The 15,972-nt window shown below is 67.4% G+C and carries 23 protein-coding genes and 1 pseudogene; 10 read left to right on the forward strand and 14 right to left on the reverse strand.

Translation table 11 applies throughout. The features are described 5' to 3' along the window. Nucleotides 1-28: 28 nt before the first annotated feature. Both MXD95_RS05745 and MXD95_RS05750 read right to left on the reverse strand, forming a co-directional pair. A pseudogene (locus MXD95_RS05745) lies at nt 29-253 on the reverse strand (flavodoxin family protein); the annotation flags it as partial. A 48-nt stretch (nt 254-301) separates the two neighbouring features. Continuing rightward, complete coding sequence (locus MXD95_RS05750; RefSeq protein ID WP_250639487.1) at nt 302-616, reverse strand: hypothetical protein; 315 nt, start codon at nt 614-616, stop codon at nt 302-304. A gap of 450 nt (nt 617-1,066) precedes the next feature. Here MXD95_RS05750 and MXD95_RS05755 point away from each other — a divergent pair, with 450 nt between their 5' ends. The 3 genes from MXD95_RS05755 (at nt 1,067) to MXD95_RS05765 (ending at nt 2,511) form a co-directional block, all read left to right on the forward strand. After that, the gene (locus MXD95_RS05755; protein ID WP_250639488.1) at nt 1,067-1,375 is read left to right on the forward strand and encodes a nucleotidyltransferase family protein; all 309 of its coding nucleotides are present in this window, start codon (nt 1,067-1,069) and stop codon (nt 1,373-1,375) included. Then, a complete protein-coding gene (locus MXD95_RS05760) occupies nt 1,365-1,706 on the forward strand; it encodes a HepT-like ribonuclease domain-containing protein (RefSeq protein WP_250639489.1) in 342 nt (113 codons plus the stop codon). Before MXD95_RS05755 ends, MXD95_RS05760 begins: the two co-directional genes overlap by 11 nt. 316 nt (nt 1,707-2,022) lie before the next feature. Continuing rightward, nucleotides 2,023-2,511: a YdeI/OmpD-associated family protein gene (locus MXD95_RS05765; protein ID WP_250639490.1), complete on the forward strand. Its 489-nt coding sequence runs from the start codon at nt 2,023-2,025 to the stop codon at nt 2,509-2,511. 136 nt (nt 2,512-2,647) lie between these two features. On the opposite strand, the gene MXD95_RS05770 is transcribed toward MXD95_RS05765, so the two are convergent. Next, nucleotides 2,648-2,941 carry a flavodoxin family protein gene (locus MXD95_RS05770; RefSeq protein ID WP_518455281.1) on the reverse strand — a complete coding sequence of 98 codons (294 nt, stop codon included), beginning with the start codon at nt 2,939-2,941 and terminating at the stop codon, nt 2,648-2,650. 218 nt (nt 2,942-3,159) lie between these two features. On the opposite strand from MXD95_RS05770, the gene MXD95_RS05775 reads away from it, so the two are divergent. Further along, the gene (locus MXD95_RS05775) at nt 3,160-3,435 is read left to right on the forward strand and encodes a hypothetical protein (protein ID WP_250639491.1); all 276 of its coding nucleotides are present in this window, start codon (nt 3,160-3,162) and stop codon (nt 3,433-3,435) included. Nucleotides 3,436-3,803: 368 nt separating this feature from the next. Further along, nucleotides 3,804-4,253, forward strand: a complete 450-nt coding sequence (locus tag MXD95_RS05780; RefSeq protein WP_285223534.1) for a peroxiredoxin — start codon at nt 3,804-3,806, stop codon at nt 4,251-4,253. A gap of 19 nt (nt 4,254-4,272) precedes the next feature. Here MXD95_RS05780 and MXD95_RS05785 read toward each other — a convergent pair whose 3' ends face one another. After that, a complete protein-coding gene (locus MXD95_RS05785) occupies nt 4,273-5,190 on the reverse strand; it encodes an AraC family transcriptional regulator (RefSeq protein ID WP_250639492.1) in 918 nt (305 codons plus the stop codon). 193 nt (nt 5,191-5,383) lie between these two features. Between MXD95_RS05785 and MXD95_RS05790 the strand changes: the two genes are divergently transcribed. Further along, nucleotides 5,384-6,469 carry an aldo/keto reductase gene (locus MXD95_RS05790; RefSeq protein WP_250639493.1) on the forward strand — a complete coding sequence of 362 codons (1,086 nt, stop codon included), beginning with the start codon at nt 5,384-5,386 and terminating at the stop codon, nt 6,467-6,469. 156 nt (nt 6,470-6,625) lie between these two features. On the opposite strand, the gene MXD95_RS05795 is transcribed toward MXD95_RS05790, so the two are convergent. The 3 genes from MXD95_RS05795 to MXD95_RS05805 all read right to left on the reverse strand — a co-directional run bounded on the left by MXD95_RS05795 (nt 6,626) and on the right by MXD95_RS05805 (nt 8,016). Then, on the reverse strand, nt 6,626-7,009 hold the full coding sequence (locus MXD95_RS05795; RefSeq protein ID WP_250639494.1) for a PPOX class F420-dependent oxidoreductase: 384 nt from the start codon (nt 7,007-7,009) through the stop codon (nt 6,626-6,628). A 357-nt stretch (nt 7,010-7,366) separates the two neighbouring features. Beyond that, nucleotides 7,367-7,774: a type II toxin-antitoxin system VapC family toxin gene (locus tag MXD95_RS05800; RefSeq protein ID WP_250639495.1), complete on the reverse strand. Its 408-nt coding sequence runs from the start codon at nt 7,772-7,774 to the stop codon at nt 7,367-7,369. Beyond that, the gene (locus MXD95_RS05805) at nt 7,771-8,016 is read right to left on the reverse strand and encodes an AbrB/MazE/SpoVT family DNA-binding domain-containing protein (protein WP_250639496.1); all 246 of its coding nucleotides are present in this window, start codon (nt 8,014-8,016) and stop codon (nt 7,771-7,773) included. The genes MXD95_RS05800 and MXD95_RS05805 overlap by 4 nt, the downstream gene beginning before the upstream one ends. A gap of 296 nt (nt 8,017-8,312) precedes the next feature. Between MXD95_RS05805 and MXD95_RS05810 the strand changes: the two genes are divergently transcribed. Both MXD95_RS05810 and MXD95_RS05815 read left to right on the forward strand, forming a co-directional pair. Next, nucleotides 8,313-8,597 carry a type II toxin-antitoxin system Phd/YefM family antitoxin gene (locus MXD95_RS05810; RefSeq protein ID WP_250639497.1) on the forward strand — a complete coding sequence of 95 codons (285 nt, stop codon included), beginning with the start codon at nt 8,313-8,315 and terminating at the stop codon, nt 8,595-8,597. After that, nucleotides 8,597-8,875 carry a type II toxin-antitoxin system RelE family toxin gene (locus MXD95_RS05815; RefSeq protein WP_250639498.1) on the forward strand — a complete coding sequence of 93 codons (279 nt, stop codon included), beginning with the start codon at nt 8,597-8,599 and terminating at the stop codon, nt 8,873-8,875. Before MXD95_RS05810 ends, MXD95_RS05815 begins: the two co-directional genes overlap by 1 nt. Nucleotides 8,876-8,979: 104 nt before the next feature. Here MXD95_RS05815 and hepT read toward each other — a convergent pair whose 3' ends face one another. Both hepT and fxsT read right to left on the reverse strand, forming a co-directional pair. Continuing rightward, nucleotides 8,980-9,717 (reverse strand): type VII toxin-antitoxin system HepT family RNase toxin, encoded by a 738-nt coding sequence (hepT, locus tag MXD95_RS05820; RefSeq protein ID WP_250639499.1) that lies wholly within the window; start codon nt 9,715-9,717, stop codon nt 8,980-8,982. Next, complete coding sequence (fxsT, locus tag MXD95_RS05825) at nt 9,683-11,839, reverse strand: FxSxx-COOH system tetratricopeptide repeat protein (protein ID WP_308301449.1); 2,157 nt, start codon at nt 11,837-11,839, stop codon at nt 9,683-9,685. Before fxsT ends, hepT begins: the two co-directional genes overlap by 35 nt. Nucleotides 11,840-12,093: 254 nt before the next feature. Here fxsT and MXD95_RS05830 point away from each other — a divergent pair, with 254 nt between their 5' ends. After that, entirely contained in the window at nt 12,094-12,891 is a 798-nt protein-coding gene (locus MXD95_RS05830; protein ID WP_250639500.1) for a hypothetical protein, read from the forward strand. Here the strand turns inward: MXD95_RS05830 and MXD95_RS29170 are convergent. The 3 genes from MXD95_RS29170 to MXD95_RS05840 all read right to left on the reverse strand — a co-directional run bounded on the left by MXD95_RS29170 (nt 12,839) and on the right by MXD95_RS05840 (nt 14,257). Beyond that, a complete protein-coding gene (locus MXD95_RS29170) occupies nt 12,839-13,114 on the reverse strand; it encodes an AbrB/MazE/SpoVT family DNA-binding domain-containing protein (protein WP_374121975.1) in 276 nt (91 codons plus the stop codon). The two genes, MXD95_RS05830 and MXD95_RS29170, sit on opposite strands and share 53 nt — an antisense overlap. 111 nt (nt 13,115-13,225) lie before the next feature. After that, the gene (locus MXD95_RS05835) at nt 13,226-13,918 is read right to left on the reverse strand and encodes a formylglycine-generating enzyme family protein (protein WP_250639501.1); all 693 of its coding nucleotides are present in this window, start codon (nt 13,916-13,918) and stop codon (nt 13,226-13,228) included. A gap of 3 nt (nt 13,919-13,921) precedes the next feature. Then, nucleotides 13,922-14,257, reverse strand: coding sequence for a type II toxin-antitoxin system Phd/YefM family antitoxin (locus MXD95_RS05840; protein WP_250639502.1), 336 nt, complete (start codon nt 14,255-14,257; stop codon nt 13,922-13,924). 275 nt (nt 14,258-14,532) lie between these two features. Here MXD95_RS05840 and MXD95_RS28425 point away from each other — a divergent pair, with 275 nt between their 5' ends. Next, complete coding sequence (locus MXD95_RS28425; protein WP_285223536.1) at nt 14,533-14,667, forward strand: hypothetical protein; 135 nt, start codon at nt 14,533-14,535, stop codon at nt 14,665-14,667. A 332-nt stretch (nt 14,668-14,999) separates the two neighbouring features. Here MXD95_RS28425 and MXD95_RS05845 read toward each other — a convergent pair whose 3' ends face one another. Together MXD95_RS05845 and MXD95_RS05850 are read right to left on the reverse strand one after the other, a co-directional pair. Beyond that, nucleotides 15,000-15,221, reverse strand: a complete 222-nt coding sequence (locus tag MXD95_RS05845; RefSeq protein ID WP_250639503.1) for a hypothetical protein — start codon at nt 15,219-15,221, stop codon at nt 15,000-15,002. Continuing rightward, entirely contained in the window at nt 15,221-15,709 is a 489-nt protein-coding gene (locus MXD95_RS05850; RefSeq protein ID WP_250639504.1) for an ATP-binding protein, read from the reverse strand. The genes MXD95_RS05845 and MXD95_RS05850 overlap by 1 nt, the downstream gene beginning before the upstream one ends. Between the last annotated feature and the right edge of the window lie 263 nt (nt 15,710-15,972).

Below are 15,972 nucleotides of genomic sequence, written 5' to 3' on the forward strand. Positions count from 1 at the left end.
ACAGCACGCCTCGCCGAGCTCCTACGCAATCAAAGAAATGTTTCAGAGCGCCGGACATATAGCCAATATTGGCCGGGGTCCCCAATACATAGCCATTCGCACCCAAGACATCAACCGCAGTTGCCGCCAGCGCCGGACGTACCTGTACATCGACACCATCAATCTCGTCTGTCCGGGCTCCCGAAAGCACCACTTCCAGCATCTCTTGCATGTTCGGCGAGGGAGTGTGGTGGACAACCAGCAATGTCGGCATGAAACCAGGATACAAGGTAAGCCCGCCCTCGCGATGAGGGCGGGCATGTTATGTCACCTTCCAAATGGCCTCCAGGCGCGCGGCGTCAAAAGTCCGTGCGCCCTTCTTCGTCGGCGGTTTAAGTACAACGGCCTCGATCACCGTCTCAATGATGGCCCGGCGCTGCTCAAGCTCCAGGGTTTCCCACTCGGCCGCCACGTTCGTTACCCGTGGGACGCCGGCGCGCCACCGTGCCCACTCGCTTTGGCCCGCCAAGAGTTGGGCCTTTTCTTCCTCCAGCCCGCCTACCGTGGGAAACGCCAGCGCCGCCGAACGTTCGCCAGCCCGATACGCTGCCATCACCTCGGCTATCTGCCGTTCCACCCTTTCCAGGGTAGCTCTTCAGCTGAGGTTGTGGCTGGATGTGCTGTTCAGGCCGGGTGCTTGCGGAAAGTCGCATGCGCCGCGGGGTCACACTACGTGTCGCGCAGGGCTCGCCGCCCCGTGGCGCCGAGCGGGCCCGGCTTCTGCCCCGTGCCGTGGAGACTGATGCGTCGGGCCGTGCCGACCGGGAGGTTCTGACAGCCGCTGACAAGATCCGCGATGCGCAGCCAGTCAGCCGTGTGATAAGCGTTGGTCCGCGAGCCCATGCTGCCGGGCCCGCCCCGCCCAGCCCAAGGGGGGACACGCACGGCTGGGCCCGGTTGCGCCTACGTCGGCGGCTGCTTCCCGTGACGGCGGCGCTCACTGCCGACGAGGACGCGCTGCGCGAGCAGGTCGAGGCACCGGTGCACCGGCCATCCCATCGGGCACAATCGCCGAGAGGAGGTGAGCATGCATCCGTTGATCGAGGCCAGGCGGGCAGAGATCCAAGGACTCTGCCGTCGACTTGGCATCCGCCGCCTCGACCTCTTCGGCTCCGCGACCAGCGACGCCTTCGACCTCGACAGCAGCGACGTCGATGTCCTCGTCGAGTTCGACGATCGCGCCGAATTCGACTACTACGGCACCTACTTCGCCCTCAAGGAGGGCCTCGAGAGCATGTTGGGCTGCGCCGTTGATGTCGTCAGCGTCACCAGCATTCGCAACCCCTATTTCCACGAGCAGGTCATGCGCACCAGGCAGCCCCTGTATGCCGCCTGACCCGCGGAAGTACCTCTGGGATGCCGCGAACGCGGCTGAACTCGCCAGAAACTTCGCCCATGGCCAGACCTTCACCGACTATCAGGCGAACGCGATGCTCCGCGCCGCCGTCGAGCGCGAGTTCGAAATCATCGGCGAGGCACTCAACCAGCTGTCCAAAGTCGCCCCGGACCTCGCCGCCGCGATCCCCGAGCTCCCCCGAATAGTCGCCTTTCGGAACATCCTCATCCATGGCTACGCCACCGTCGACGACGCCCTCGTCTGGCAGGTGCTCCAAGAAAAACTTCCCGAGCTCGAACGAGTGGTCCGCAGAATGCTGGCGGCCGACTGACCCCGTAGCGACAATTCCGACCGGCGAGCGAGGCATTGTCCCGGGCGATCAGATGGCAGGATGGCCGCCGGTCGAGCCTTCGATAGTTCGGGGTCGACACCGACGGCTTGTCCCGTATCGCCTGATCACAGGTCAATCCCTCGTCACGGGCATAGGTCGCCCGGCGCGCGCCACGCTCAGCACGGGAGCCACCCGGTCGCAACCCACCCAGGCCCAGTGAATCTGCGCCGCCGCGGCGGTCGCTGGCGGACTGCTGAGAACTGCCCTGAAACGGGGCCCGGTTCGGGCGGCGTCCGGGCTTTGTACGCTCACCATCATGAGCGTGGGTTACAAAGGAGCAAGGGCACGGACCGCCGCCGCGCCGGAAATTCTGACTGTCGCCGACCGCGTCGCGTGGCGCGCCTGGCTCGACGTGAACGAGGACGTCTCCGACGGCGTCTGGCTGGTCCTGGCCAAGAAAGGCACCACGTCGCCGACATCGTTGCGCTACGACCTCGCGCTCGAGGAGGTGCTGTGCAGCGGCTGGATCGACGGGCAGAAGAAGAGCGGGGACGCCGCCACCTTCCAGATCCGCTTCACCCCACGCCGTAAGGCGTCATTGTGGTCGCAACGCAACACCGCCCTGGTGGCGCGGCTGATCGATGAGGGCCGGATGCGGCCTCGGGGCCAGGCCGAGGTCGAGCGCGCGCAGGCGGACGGACGCTGGGACCGGGCCTACCCGGGGGCGGCGGACGCCCAGATCCCCGACGACCTGGCGCCGCGCTGGCGGCATCCGCCACGGCCAGCGCGGCGTTCGTCGCCCTGACCGCGCCGATCGCTACTCCGTCCTGCACCGCCTGCTGACGGCCTCGAACCCGGCGACCCGCGCCACCCGGCTGGCCGCCCTGCTCGCGACGCTGGAGGATGGTCGTTGACGGAGCGATCTCCGGTCAACTACGGCATCAGGCTCGCGGCGACCGTGGCCCCCAGCTCCCAGCACGCCTCTCGAGCAGGCAGGGGTAATACACCTGGTCGAAAAAATGTTTTAAAGCCCCTGACATGTAGCCGATGTTGGCGGGCGTCCCCAGCAGGTAGCCGTCCGCGGCCAGCACATCAACCGGAGTAGCGGCCAGCGCCGGGCGCACCTCAACATCCACTCCCTCAATCGCCTCGTCTCTGGCACCGGCCAGCACCGCTTCCAACATGGCCTGCATGGACGGCGAAGGCGTGTGGTGGACGATCAACAGGGTCGGCATCGCGACCATGTTAGGGCAGGCGCCACCTCGACATCAGGGGCTGGACCGAGGCGACCGGCGGCCAAGGAGAGGCTGAGGCCCTGCTGGCCACTCTCCGCACCCTCGAAGTGCAGCACGCCGAGTGGCAGCGCATCCCCCGGACCGGCCTGCAGCCGCGGCAGCAGGAGCTGATCGAGTGAGATGAGCGGACCCGGCTCTTCCATGCGTTCGAGGCCACGGTGATCCCCGGCCTCCTCCAGCACCTGGCCCAGTCCGCCTGCTCGACGGCGGACAGTCGGCCAGTTCCGGGCGGTGGTGAGCGTGGCGGTATCCGCCGTCAGCGCCGTACCCGGAACCACCGGGCGGACACGCTGTTCGCGCCGCCGGCCCACCACGCCACCGGGCATGGCCCGGTCGCGGTGGAGGCGGGCGATCCGAACGGGGACGGCAGCACCGACCTCGCCGTCGCCAACACCGAGGACGGCACGGTATCGGTGCCGCTGGGCAGGGGGTGACGGCACCTTCCAGTCCCCGCGGACCTATCCCGCCGGCCCGGACCCGTCGGGAACGAACATCGGTGACGTCACCGGAGACGGCGACGACCGCCTCGACGTGGTCGTCGCGAACAGCCGCGGCAGCACGATTACGGTCCTGGTGAACACGGGCGGCCCCACGCCCGGCTGCCGGTCGGCCTCGGCCGCCGGTTGCCAGCACTGCTCAGGCACAGACGCGGGACGGACGGACCGGAACGGCCGAAAACCTCCTGGCGTTCCTCTCGTGCGGGCCGTCACCGGGTCGGAGTAACGTACGAGAATGGTCGGCGCACGGATGCCGTGGGCGCCGTGACGGCGCCGGTCCTCCCCCTACAGTGAGGAACGCACCGATGCTGCGTGCTGGCGACACCGCGCCGGAATTCGAGCTTCCGGACGAGACCAACACTCCTCGCAGGCTCTCCGCACTCCTGGCCGCCGGCCCGGTCGTCCTGTTCTTCTACCCGGCGGCGATGACCAAGGGCTGCACCGCGGAGAGCTGTCACTTCCGGGACCTCGCGGCGGAGTTCGCCAAGGTCGGGGCACAGCGGATCGGTATCAGTACCGACACCGTGGCCAAGCAGAAGGAGTTCTCCGACAAGCATTCCTTCGACTATCCGCTGCTGTCCGACGCCGACGGCACCGTGTCGAGGGCGTTCGGCGTGAAGCGGCCGATCGACCTGCTCCGGGTCAAGCGCGCCACCTTCGTGATCGGCACGGACCGGGTCATCATCGAGGCCATCGCCAGTGAACTGAACATGAACACGCACGCCGACAAGGCGCTCGCCGCGCTCGGCGGATAGGACGCGAAGCACGGGAGGGTCACGGCAGATATCGCTCGCCGGCCAGGTCGGCCCCCGCGCGAAGCCGGGCCGCGTCCCGCCCGGGCGGGGCGCCGAAGAGCCGACGGTATTCGCGGTTGAACTGGGTGGGACTGTCATAGCCGACGAGATGGCCGATGCCCGCGACATCTCCCGCTCCGGCCATCAACAACGAACGGGCCTCCTGGAGCCGGATGCGCTTCTGGAACTGGATCGGGCTCAGCGCGGTGATCCCGCGGAAGTGCCGATGAAACGCGGACGGGCTCATGCCAGCCAACCTGGCAAGATCGGAAATCCGTATCGGTTCCGCATAGTTGTCGCGCATCCACTGGATGGCCCGGCTCACGTGGGACAGGCTGCTGTCGGCCAGTCCGATCTGCCGAATCATGTCGCCGTGGGAGCTCGTGAGCAGCCGCCAGAGGATCTCCCGTTCGATCAGCGGAGCGAGTACCGGCGCGTCGGCGGGGCGATCGACCAGACGCACCAGACGGGCCACGGCGTCGAGAAGGTCGTCATCGGCGTCGCGGGTCGTCATCGTGGGCGGTCGGTCCGTCGCGCGGGACCTCCGTCCGGGTGGGGCCTCCAGCAGCAGCGGGGCGATCGCGGTGCGCCGTAGCTCCAAGCCCACTCCCAGCGCTGGGGTCCGCGGACTGGCGTCGAGGAAGTGACCGGTGACGGGCAGGCTGGCGCTGACGACGAGACACTGCCCGGCCCGATATTCGAGGACCTGATCGCCGACCAGGAGCCGCTTGCCGCCCTGGACCATGACGACCAGTAACGGATCGGTCAGCGAGTAGTCCGGGACCGACGTTTCCACCCTGGACATCAGCAGGCCTGGGATCGGCGTCCGGAGATCCGGGCGAGCACGGAGCGCAACGACGCGGCCGATGCCGTCCAGCAGGTCGGCCCAGGTACGCACGTGAGGACCCAACCACGCGGGCGGCCAGCCAGCAAGCCTGATCGGGGCAACGTTCGCAGGATCGGGGTTCGCAGGATCAGGGTTGGCAGGATCGGGCAAGACCCCGCGTGGATCAGCCTACCGCCGCACCGGCCGCCCGCGTTTCGATGTCCGGGTCAGTTCACCCCTGTCCTGAAGGGCACCGGAACCCACCATGGCACTTGACCACTATGTGACGCTTGGCCGATCCGGGCTGCGGGTCAGCCCGTTCGCGCTCGGCGCGATGACCTTCGGAACCGACGCCGGGGGCGCCGGGTGCGGCGTCGAGGAATCCGAGCGGATCCTCACCACCTATCTTGACCTCGGCGGCAATTTCGTCGACACCGCCAACTTCTACACGAACGGCCACTCGGAGACGATTCTCGGCGACTATTTCGCCGCGCATCCCGGCCAGCGCGACCACGTCGTCCTGGCGTCGAAGTTCTTCACCAACATGTTCCCCGGGGACCCGAACGGCGGCGGCGCCGGCCGTAGATCGATCATCGCCCAGCTGGAGGAGAGCCTGCGCCGGCTGCGGACCGACTATCTCGACCTCTACTGGCTGCACAACTGGGACCGCAACACACCGATCGAGGAGACAATGCGGACACTCGACGACCTGGTCCGGGCCGGGAAGATCCGCTATCTCGGCTTCTCGAACACCCCGGCGTGGTTCACCGCCCAGGCACAGACGATCGCCGTGCTGCAAGGCCGGACGCCGATCATCGCCCTGCAGGTCGAGTACTCGTTGCTTGCCCGCACGGTCGAGGGCGAACTCGCCCCGCTCGCGCTCGACCAGGGGATGGCGCTGATGCCGTGGAGCCCACTGAAGAACGGATTCCTGTCCGGCAAGTACCGGCGCGGCGCTCAGGTCACGGACTCGGCCCGCACGGCCTATGTCGGCCAGCCGAGCGACGCGGAGCTCGTGGTCATCGAGGCGGTCCTCGCGATCGCCGACGAACTCGGGGCCGCGCCGGCGGCGGTGTCCCTGGCCTGGCTGCGCTCCCGCCCAGGGACCGTCGTGCCGATCATCGGTGCCAGGCGGACGAGTCACCTCACGGACAACCTCACCGGCCTGGCGGTGACGCTCACCGCGGACCAGCTCCGCGTGCTGAACGAGGTTTCCGCACCGACGCTGGACTACCCGGCGCCGATGCACGGTGCGCTTCGCGCGATGCTGCAGTTCGCCGGCACCACCGTCGACGGCGAGAGCTCCACCGTGTATCCCCCGCTGCTGCAGCGCGGCGACGTCCGCTATTGACGTCCGCTATTGACGTCCGCTGCCCGCATCCGACGATGTGGGCTTCCGCCTCGCGCGGTCCGCTCCTCGGTGAATCGGCAGTCGGTGAATCGGCAGTCGGTGAATCGGCAGCGTGCGGTGAAGTGTCGCGCCCGCAGCCAGAGCCGTCGCGAGCCGCTACTGCCAGGAAGCGGTGCGCGGGGCAACCACGAGCACAACCCGGCGAGCCGCGTCGGGGAGGTTGTCGTAGGCCAGGCCGTAACGTTTGGCAAGAACGTCAAAGAACTCGCCTCTCGGGTCCGTTTCGATCGCCTCGACTTCGCCACGCACCTCGAGATACCGGTACGGCTGGTCGGGGTCGTGTACGGACAGCGCGATCCGGGGATCGGCGACGGCGTTGCGTCCCTTCTGCCGGTCGCTGGTGGTCGTCAGGCGTAGCCGCGCGCCATCCCAGGCGTACCAGACGGGGTTCGTCTGGATCTGACCGTCCGGGCGCAGTTGGGCGACATGAGCGAACAGTGGGCGTTCGAGCAGGTCCAGGTGGCTTGCGGGAATCGGCACAGGTTCTCACCTTGATCTGGCGGTGGCGGGCACTGTTCATCCTATCTCAGAACTCGAATAAATATCAGAGTCCTTACATAGGAATCGATGCGCCGTCACCTTCCATAACCGGTTGCCGGTCCCCTTCCAGTGGCTGGTTCCAGCCTGGCGTGAACCGGTTGCCGTCGCGGTGGATCCGCATGGCTCGCTCGCCGCCGAAGTGGGCGGAGACAACCAGCGCATTCATGTCTGTGGCCTGGCCGAGAATCCGCCTGCGGGTCCTTGCTGCCTGCCGCGGGGCGTGGCAAAACAGCTGGACACGTGCGGCTCCCAGAACTGGGCGGGACTGTGCACGAGATCACCGACCAGCACAGCCCGTCAGGAAGCGAGCTGATCCACTGTGACTCCGATGGCTTCGTAGGTCGCAGCGGCTCGCTGGTCGAGACTCATCAGGGTCGCTTGGTGCTCCGCCGCGGTGAAGGCGATCAAGGCGTCATAAGCCGGGCCGCCGAGGATCTGGTGGGCCGCCACTGTGGCCAGGAGTTCCTGGTAGCCCGTCTCCGACAGGGTGAGAAACGGGTCGGTAAACCGCTCGGTGAGGAACGTGTGCACGGTCGACGGCAGCGCCCGGTGCGGGGGCGGAAGGCGGGTCAAGACCGAGTAGGTCTCGACCGCCGCGTGCGCGACCAGGCGCGGCCGGCATGCCATGGCCTTGCGCGCGACGGCATGGTGCTCGTGCCAGCTGGCGAAGCAGGCAACGACCACACTCGTGTCGACGGCCTTCATCGCCGGGTTCGCTCCAATATCGTGCGTACCAGGTCGGCTGTCAGCACCGGCATGTCCGTCCCCGCGACGGCGACCACGCCCTCACCCTCGTCCACCAGCGTCATCGGTGTCGGTGCCGCCACGATCTCAAGCCGCCCATCTCGCTCCACGATCTCCAGCGGCTGGCCCGCCGTAAGCCCAAGAGCATCACGCAGCGCCTTGGGGATGACGACGCGCCCCGCAGCGTCAATGGCAGTCCGCATGCCAGAAATCTACCATCGGCCGCCCTGGAGGACTTTCTCCACAGCCATCTGGATCACACGCCGGCCGCCCCACTTGGCCTTGATCTGCCATCGAAGGCGCCTCCTGCGGCCGACTCGTGGAGATCGGCGGACACGGGCTGGGCCTTCAGCGTGTTGGTGCCCTTGATCTTCTCATCCCACGGCTGGACTGATCTCCGCCATCGCTCGCCGCGCCGACGAGAGCGCGCACCGAATGATCAACCCGATGCCGACCATCAGAGAGGCCAGAATAGCGACCGGTCTCTATAATGACCTCTGTGGAGACCATACCGATCACCGAGGCGAAGGCGCGGATCGCCGAACTGGCCGAGCGGGTAGCCAAAGAGCATGATCATTTTACGATCACGCGCAACGGACGCGCGGACGTAATGCTGATCTCCGTTGCGGAGTACGAGTCGATGCGCGAGACCCTCGACCTCCTGTCAGACGGCGAGGCCTTCGCGGATCTTCGGCAGTCACGGGACGACTTCGCCGCGGGCGACACCTTCACCCTGGGCGAAGTCGTATCCGAACTGGAGCAGCGGCGGGCCGGGGACGGGTGATGGACGCCAGCGACGCACCCTACGAGGTCGCGCTGTCGCGCCGGGCACGGAGGAACCTCCACGACCTGCCCCTGGAGGTCGCGGCCGCCGCGCTGGAGACGATCCAGCGAGCGATCGCCCTGAACCCGCACCGGGTCGGGAAACCGCTGGACGAACCGTTCGACGGCTTCTACTCGGCGCGCCGCGGAACCTACCGCATCATCTACCGGATCGATGCGGCCAAACACCTGGTCGAGATCCACTCCATCCGGCACCGAAGAGACGTCCACCACCTGTGAGTCCTGCGGGTTCTCCATATGGCGCCGAGTCAGCGAGGAACGCGACGCTGGGCGTGACCACCCCGCGGGCCCCGGCTACGCCCCCGCAGCAGAGACGTACACCGCTATCTGCCCTGCCGGACGAATTCGTCAAGGTCGTCAAGGGCATTCAGTCGAGCAACGACGATCTCATCGTTGACGGCGATGTAGTCGTGGACGAGGACGTTTCTGAAGCCGACGGCCTTGCGCAGCGACAGTGCGAGCGTTGTGGCCAATGCTCCATGGTCGCCGAGAAGACGGATCGCGTCACCGTTGTCCGCCGGCGGTCCCCAGCCCTGTGCCGCGCAGATGTGCTGCGCGGCGTCGACGCAGGCCTCGATCGCTGTCACGAAGGTGTACTTCACCCCGCGCAGCCAGATCGGGTCCGCGCGGCGCTCGTCGTCGGCGTGCGACTTCCGGCGGAGCACGGACAGATCGTCGGTGATCGCGCGGAGCAGGCGCAGCACCCGGACTTCGTCGACCACCGGCCACGCGTTCCGGTCCAGAACAGCCGCGGCGAACTCGCGGTGCGCCCGGGTGATCCGTGGAAGTTCGTCGAAGTAGATCTTCCTGGTCATCGCCTCCCAGTGCACCCGCACGGCCTGGTCGTCCTCGAAGAGCAGCCACCCGCCGGCCGCGACCCTGCCCGCGAGCTCAAGCGGCGCGCTGTCGAGGACGAGGAGGTCGACGCCGGGCGGCAGGAGTATGTCGAAGGAGCTCGGAGGCCGCGAGCCACCGAAGAAAGCGGCGATATCGATGTCCGCGTCACGAACGAGCTCCTGGCCTGGGTCAACAACGGGCTCGATCCGAGGTCCAAGGGGCACCGATGGTTGTCCGGCCAGCCTTGTCTGGCATCGGCAGCGAGTTCTCGACGAGCATGGCACGTACCGCCGTCGTGTCGGCATGGTGGAAGCCCAGTGCACCAACCGCGCGATGGTACAGCTCCGTCAACAGCGGGCGAGCGGCGGCGACATTGCCCTTTCCCAGCATCGCGGCTCCGAGATAGGCAGCGGCACGGATGGTGTGGGGATGAGACTCACCGAGAACCTGGCGGGCGTGGGAAAGGACATCCCCGAACAGCTCGCAGGCCACGTCGTAGTCACTGTCGTACCAGGCTACCGCCGCGATGGAGGCAGTCGCACTGATCACATGGCGGTGGTCACGGCCAAATGTGGCACGCAGGCGGGAAATGGTCGCGATGCCCACATCGGTATTGCCGTTCTCGTCGCAGGCACCGCTCGCGGTGGCGAGGGTACGTGCCGCATTGTAGTCACGCTGTGCCCACAGGGTCGAGGACAGATTGAGCGCGGCAAGCATCGTGTCAGGGTGGTTCACGCCCAACGTCGCGGACCAGCGTGCAAATACCAGTTCCCCGAGCCGGCGGCTGTTCGGATGGTCACCGGCAGCCCGCAGTGCCCATATCAGCCACAGGACGAGGTCTCGTCCGTCCGGGTCGTCGCTGTCGACGAGCCCAGAATCGATGACATGCGGATAGGTGTCAACCACCTGCGACCAGTCCGAGAGCGTGGCCCGCGCATCGCGGTGGGCAGCGGCGAGAAGCACGTGCACGGCGCGGATCATGACCGGCCGCAGTGACGCGGGCGTCGACGCCCGCGTCACTGTACGCACCAGTCGATGTAGCATGATGGATCCACCCTCCTGGCTCACGAGTGATCCCTCCACCATCGTGGCGACCAGTTCCAGGAAGCGAACAACGTCGGCGGCGATCTCGGCCAGTGGCGGCGGAAGGACATCGGCGACACCAGGGTGTATCCAGGAGACGGGAACGGGTGCCGATCCGAACCACGCCCATAGTTGCAGCATTCTTTCCATGGCCGGGCCCTCGGCCGCGGTCAGTCCCACGGTCCAGGTCGCGGCGACGGGTACGAGGTTCTGCGGTGCACCGTGGCTGAGGACATCATTCGTGCGCCTCAGGACCAGCTCCAGATATGCGGCTGGCGCGATCCCCGTATTCGCGATCCAGGTCCCGGCCTGCTGTAATGCCAGCGGCAAGCAGCCGAGAAGATCGGCGATCCTGCCGGCGTCAGCCTCGGTCAACGAGCTTGCCTGTTCGCGCAGCAGGCGCACGGCGTCCGTTCTCGGGAGTTCTGTGATGGTCAGCGTCCTCGCCATCCACGACCAGTCTCGGTGGCGCGACGTCACCAGTACATGGCCACCCGGCGCGCGTGCCGCGGCGCCCAGCAAGCCGTGGATTTCCTCGGCCCGCTCCGCATTATCCAGCACAATCAGCCAGCGAGGAAAGCGGATTCCTCTGCCGAGGACGGCGACGACGGCCCGCACGGAGCGGTCCGCGTCGCCCGCCGTCGCCATGCCGAGCTCGTCCGCGAGATTCGCCAGCGCGCAGGTCGCGGACACCGGGTCCTCCGCCGGCACCCACCACACCAGGTCGTACTCAACCCGGTAGCGGTAGCAGTACTCCACAGCGAGCCCGGTCTTGCCGACACCGCCGAGCCCGCACAGCACCCAGGACGATCCGGCGGTCGTGTCGCTAAGGCCGGCACGCAGTATCGCCAGTTCCCTGTCCCTGGCGACGAAACAAGGGTTCCGAGGCGCTGGCAAACGCCAGATCTGGTGGCGGCCAGGCTCGCCGCCGTGTGCCTGCGCTGCCGGCGATTCCGTCCGCCGGCCTGGTGGCGAGGCCGCGTCGAGGGCGCGAGCCGTCCGATATCGCGCGGTCCATATCTCCAGGTCACCACCACCGCCACACGCCACGACGATGGCCCTGACGACCGCCAGGGTCGGCCATGCGTCCCCCTTGAACGCCTTGCTGATCGTCCCTGCTGACGGGGCGCCCGCGCGGGTCATCGCCCGGTAGGTCGGCCGACCCGCGCGCTCGTGCAACTCGCGTAGCTCGGTCACGAACGCGCGCAATGATTGCGGCGCCGCGTCGTCGATCGCATTTCTGGGTCGTCCGCCGTTCAGCATCTACCTGCCGTGTCCCCCCGGCCACGCGGAGCGACCGACGAGCCGTCCGCGACACGTGTACGGATCCAACCTACGGCAGACACCCGCCATACGAGGCGAAACAAGCAAATGTTTCGCCCGATTCGGAAACTAAGAAAAACTTGACCTTTGCCGTGCCGCTCCTGGAGTGCGAGCCTTGATTCAGGAGGTGGCTCCGGAGGCGCGATTTCGGCGCCGCGGGGCGACAGCAAGGTCATCGAGAAAGCGGAGAGCGCATGCAAAGTTCCACGGTCGGGCCCCCGTGGCCTCGTCGAGTCATATTTCTGGGCGTTTCGGCCTGCCTATTTTCGCTGCTGATCGTACATTCGGCCGGCGCTGCGACGCTCGGTCGCTACCAGCGCGATGTCACGGTAAGGCAGGTGGACGGCACCGGGGTCGCACCGGCGAACGGAACCGGGTCTCTCAGCTTCCGCCTTCACCTCTCCGCGCCCGCGCCGGCCATCGGCAGCAGTAATCGAGACCCATTCGTGCTCTACTTCAACGAGCAGGCCAACAACGGCACCGCCGACAAGGCCAACGGCATATATGGGCGAGTCACAGTGCCGCCAGGAGTGCAGAATATCACGGTCGCGATCCGGGTCCGTGGGCCGGCACGCTCGATTCAGCTCCTGCTGACGGGTAACGGCAAGCATGTTCCGCGACGCGTTCTATTCACCATCAAGGTCGCCAACGGCATTGGTGACAGACTCGTCGCGGCTAGTCGCCTGAATCCGGGAGATGCGCTGACCTCCCCGAACGGGCGCTACCATCTGATCATGCAGAGCGACGGAAATCTGGTCGAGTACGACTCGGGCCTGGCGGTTTGGGCGAGTAACACCGGTGGACATCCGGGGAGCGATCTCGAAGCCCAGTCAGACGGAAACTTCACCGTGTACGCACCCGGTCACATCGCCATCTGGGCAAGCAATACCAGGGGGCGGAACGGGAGGATACTCAGAATTCAGAACGACCGCAACCTGACTATATACGCGCCCGGAAATGTGGCCGTCTGGTCGTCGAACAGCGCCGTCTGAACGGGAGCTTGGGCCCACCGCCGTGCCGACTCGGTGGGCCCAAGCTCCGATCCACCAGCGTCATCGGCGTCGGTGCCGGTACGATCCCAAACCGCCCGTCCCGCTCCACGATCTCCAGCGGCTGGCCCGCCGTAAGCCCGAGAACATCACGCAACGCCTTGGGAATGACGACCCGCCCCGCCCCGCCGCGTCCACGGCAGTCCGCCTGCCAGATATCCACCATCCTCTGCCCAGGCGCCAGACCTCCAGAGCACCCTACGAGAGAGTCCGTCCGCCACCGGCGGAGACGTCCACCGCCGGTCAGTCCTAGAGCGGATCACCGCACACTGCCGCGTCACCGAGGGGCGGAACGCGCGAGGCGGAAGCCCACATCGTCGACCCGGAAGTCCGGATGGCCACGACGACGCACGGACGCTCGGCAGCTCCAGTGCTCGTCGAACCAGCCGCCGCCCCGCAGCACCTTGTAGTCGCCGTAGACCTCGGCGTCATACGTATCCCAGCACCAGTCCCACGCATTACCCAGCATGTCGTACAGGCCCCAGGAGTTCGGCGTCTTTCCACCCACCTCGTGAAGGCGCTCCCCGGAATTGTCCCGATACCAGGCGATCTCCTCGAGTGAGCCATATCGAGGGCCAGTGGTCCCGGCGCGGCAGGCCCGTTCCCACTCGGCCTCGGTGGGCAGCCGGTACCCGTCGGCGGCAACGTCCCACTCGGCCCGACCTTCGCCCACGCCAACCCGGTAAGCGGGAATCAGTCCCTCCCGGCGCGACAGCACGTTGCAGAACCGGATCGCGTCCCACCAGGAAATACTTTCCACCGGCAGCTGACCGCCCCGGGCCGCGCTCGGCCAGCCACCGGTGACCCGCGCATACACCTGCTGCGTCACCGGGAACGCGCCAAGGCGAAACGCCGCGACCTCGACCGACCAGGTCCGCCGCGTTCGCCGATCCGACAGCGTCACCTCCCCCGCCGGAATCGCGACCAGCAGGCTCTCCACGTCAACGAGTTCGGCTGCCCGTCGGTCCATCCGCTATGAGGGCCTGACGACCTCGGCATTGACACCTGCCAGCAGGTCGAAGCCGGCACTGGCATCCGTGGTGATCAGGACGCGGCTATTCGCGGCCGCGGAGTCGCTGAAGGTCGAACGCAGCTCGTCATGGATGCGCTCGAGGTCGTCGGCGAACCCGGCATCCGCAGGACTGTCGCGCAGCGCGGCCTTGAGCCGGTCGGCGGACGTACGTCGCTCGGGGACGAGCCGACCGACCGGGAGCCCATCGCGGGTGATGACGACGGTCTCACCGTGCTCGACGGCGTCGAGGATGACTGCGAAGCTCCTGGCCGCGTGGGTGGCAGTCACCGCAATCATGATTGCATACTATCTGATTTGATCTAAGAAGCTGCGGTCCCAGCGCGGTGCAGGCCGGATTGACGCGAAAGGCCGCCGCAGCGAGCACACCCTCGCGCTCACCGACCATGCTGCGGCTTCGCGGGCCGCGGCGAGCGATCCGGCCCAGAACGGCGTCCTTCGGCCAGGCTCGCCGTGATGATCGCCGCCAGCCGCCGGCCGTGGTCGGTCAGGTAGACGACCCGCCCCGACTCGGCAGCCTCGCAGGCCACAAGAAGTGGTTACGCTATGTGCTCATGACCAGATTTCCCCGGTGGAACGACGTCCGCGCCGACCTGGTCGCCAACGCCGGCGGCGAAGAGGCCCTGACCGAGGCCCGCCGGCGCATCCAGGCCTACATCGACGGCCACCGGCTCGCCGAACGCCGCTGACACCTCGTGATGGGAGGCCGTCAGCTCCTGCGCAAGCGCCATGAGTGTCGTGGTCTTTCCGGTCTGCCGAGGGGCGTGGACCACGAAGTAGCCCTTCTGTTCGACCAGGCCGGAGACCTCCGGTAGCCGCGCCGCCGCCGGGATCATGTAATGATCGCTGGGCACACACGGCCCAGCGGTGTTGAACCAGCGAGCCACCACGCCACCACCCTTCACGACCACAGGGCACGAGCCGATCACCGTCACTCTACGGACCGCCTCCGCCCGGCAGCCGCACGCGAGCCGCTGCATCCGCGCTACCGGAGGTCGGTGCATCCAGGCTCAGCGGCACGTCACGTCGCCGCGTACAGGTCGGCTGGACCGACGAGCGTGATATCCGGTGACGCGGCCGCGGCCGTCGCCAGCTGCTCGCTGAAGCCCGCTGCGCTGAAGCAGGCAAGCCGGGCTGTGGACGCGCCTGGGCGGCCCTGGGCACTGAGCAGGTCCCGGATCCGCCGGAGCCGGTCAAGGTGGGCGAGGCCCATGGTGTCGCCCCACTTCGCCTCACCGATCATCAGCAGGCGCTCCTGTTCCTGGTCGTCCTCGAAGCCGAAGGCGACGACGTCGAGCTGATGGCTGGCACGAGCGGACGGGTCGTTGACGACCCCCGACGTGACCCGGCTGACAAGGGCAGCACCGAGCCGTTGCGGCGCGGCGTGGTGCGCAGGTCCGGCTCGTCGGCGAGCAGATAGCGGCCCTCGAGGAAGAGCGCGCTGGTCGGTGAGAGCACGGTGCGGGTGACCCAGGCGTCGAAGTCGTCGGGGCTCGCCGGGGTGTCGTCGCGGGCGAACTCGCGCCGGTAGGCCGGCGTGCCGCCGACGATCGCGTGCACCTTCAGCGCTGTGGCGGGATCGTCGATGCCCCAGAACCGAGCCGAGAGTTGGTGGTCCAGCGTCGGGACGGACGAGCGGGCCAGGCCGCGGCGAGCTGCCCTACCTGCGCCGCACGGCCAGCGCAGCCCTACGCCACCAGACCCGCGGCGGTCGCGGCATCCAGCTTCCAACCGGCATCCGTTGATCGATACCAGGCGCGCGGAGATCCAGCGACTCTGTCGCAACCTCGGCGTTCGCCGCCTCGACTCATCGGATTCGCGACCACCGACGCCGTCAGTCTCGCCACCAGCGACGTCGACGTCTTCGTCGAGTTCGGCACCGGCGCCACCGAATTCGACTACTACGGGCCCTCCTTGACACTCAAAGAAGGCCTCGAGCGCCTGCCTGGTTCTTCAGGAGAACTCATGGTGTTGTCCCGCGGTGCCGCCTCTGG

The sequence above is a fragment of the Frankia sp. AiPa1 genome (assembly GCF_023243075.1).
Classification (GTDB): Bacteria; Actinomycetota; Actinomycetes; order Frankiales; family Frankiaceae; genus Frankia.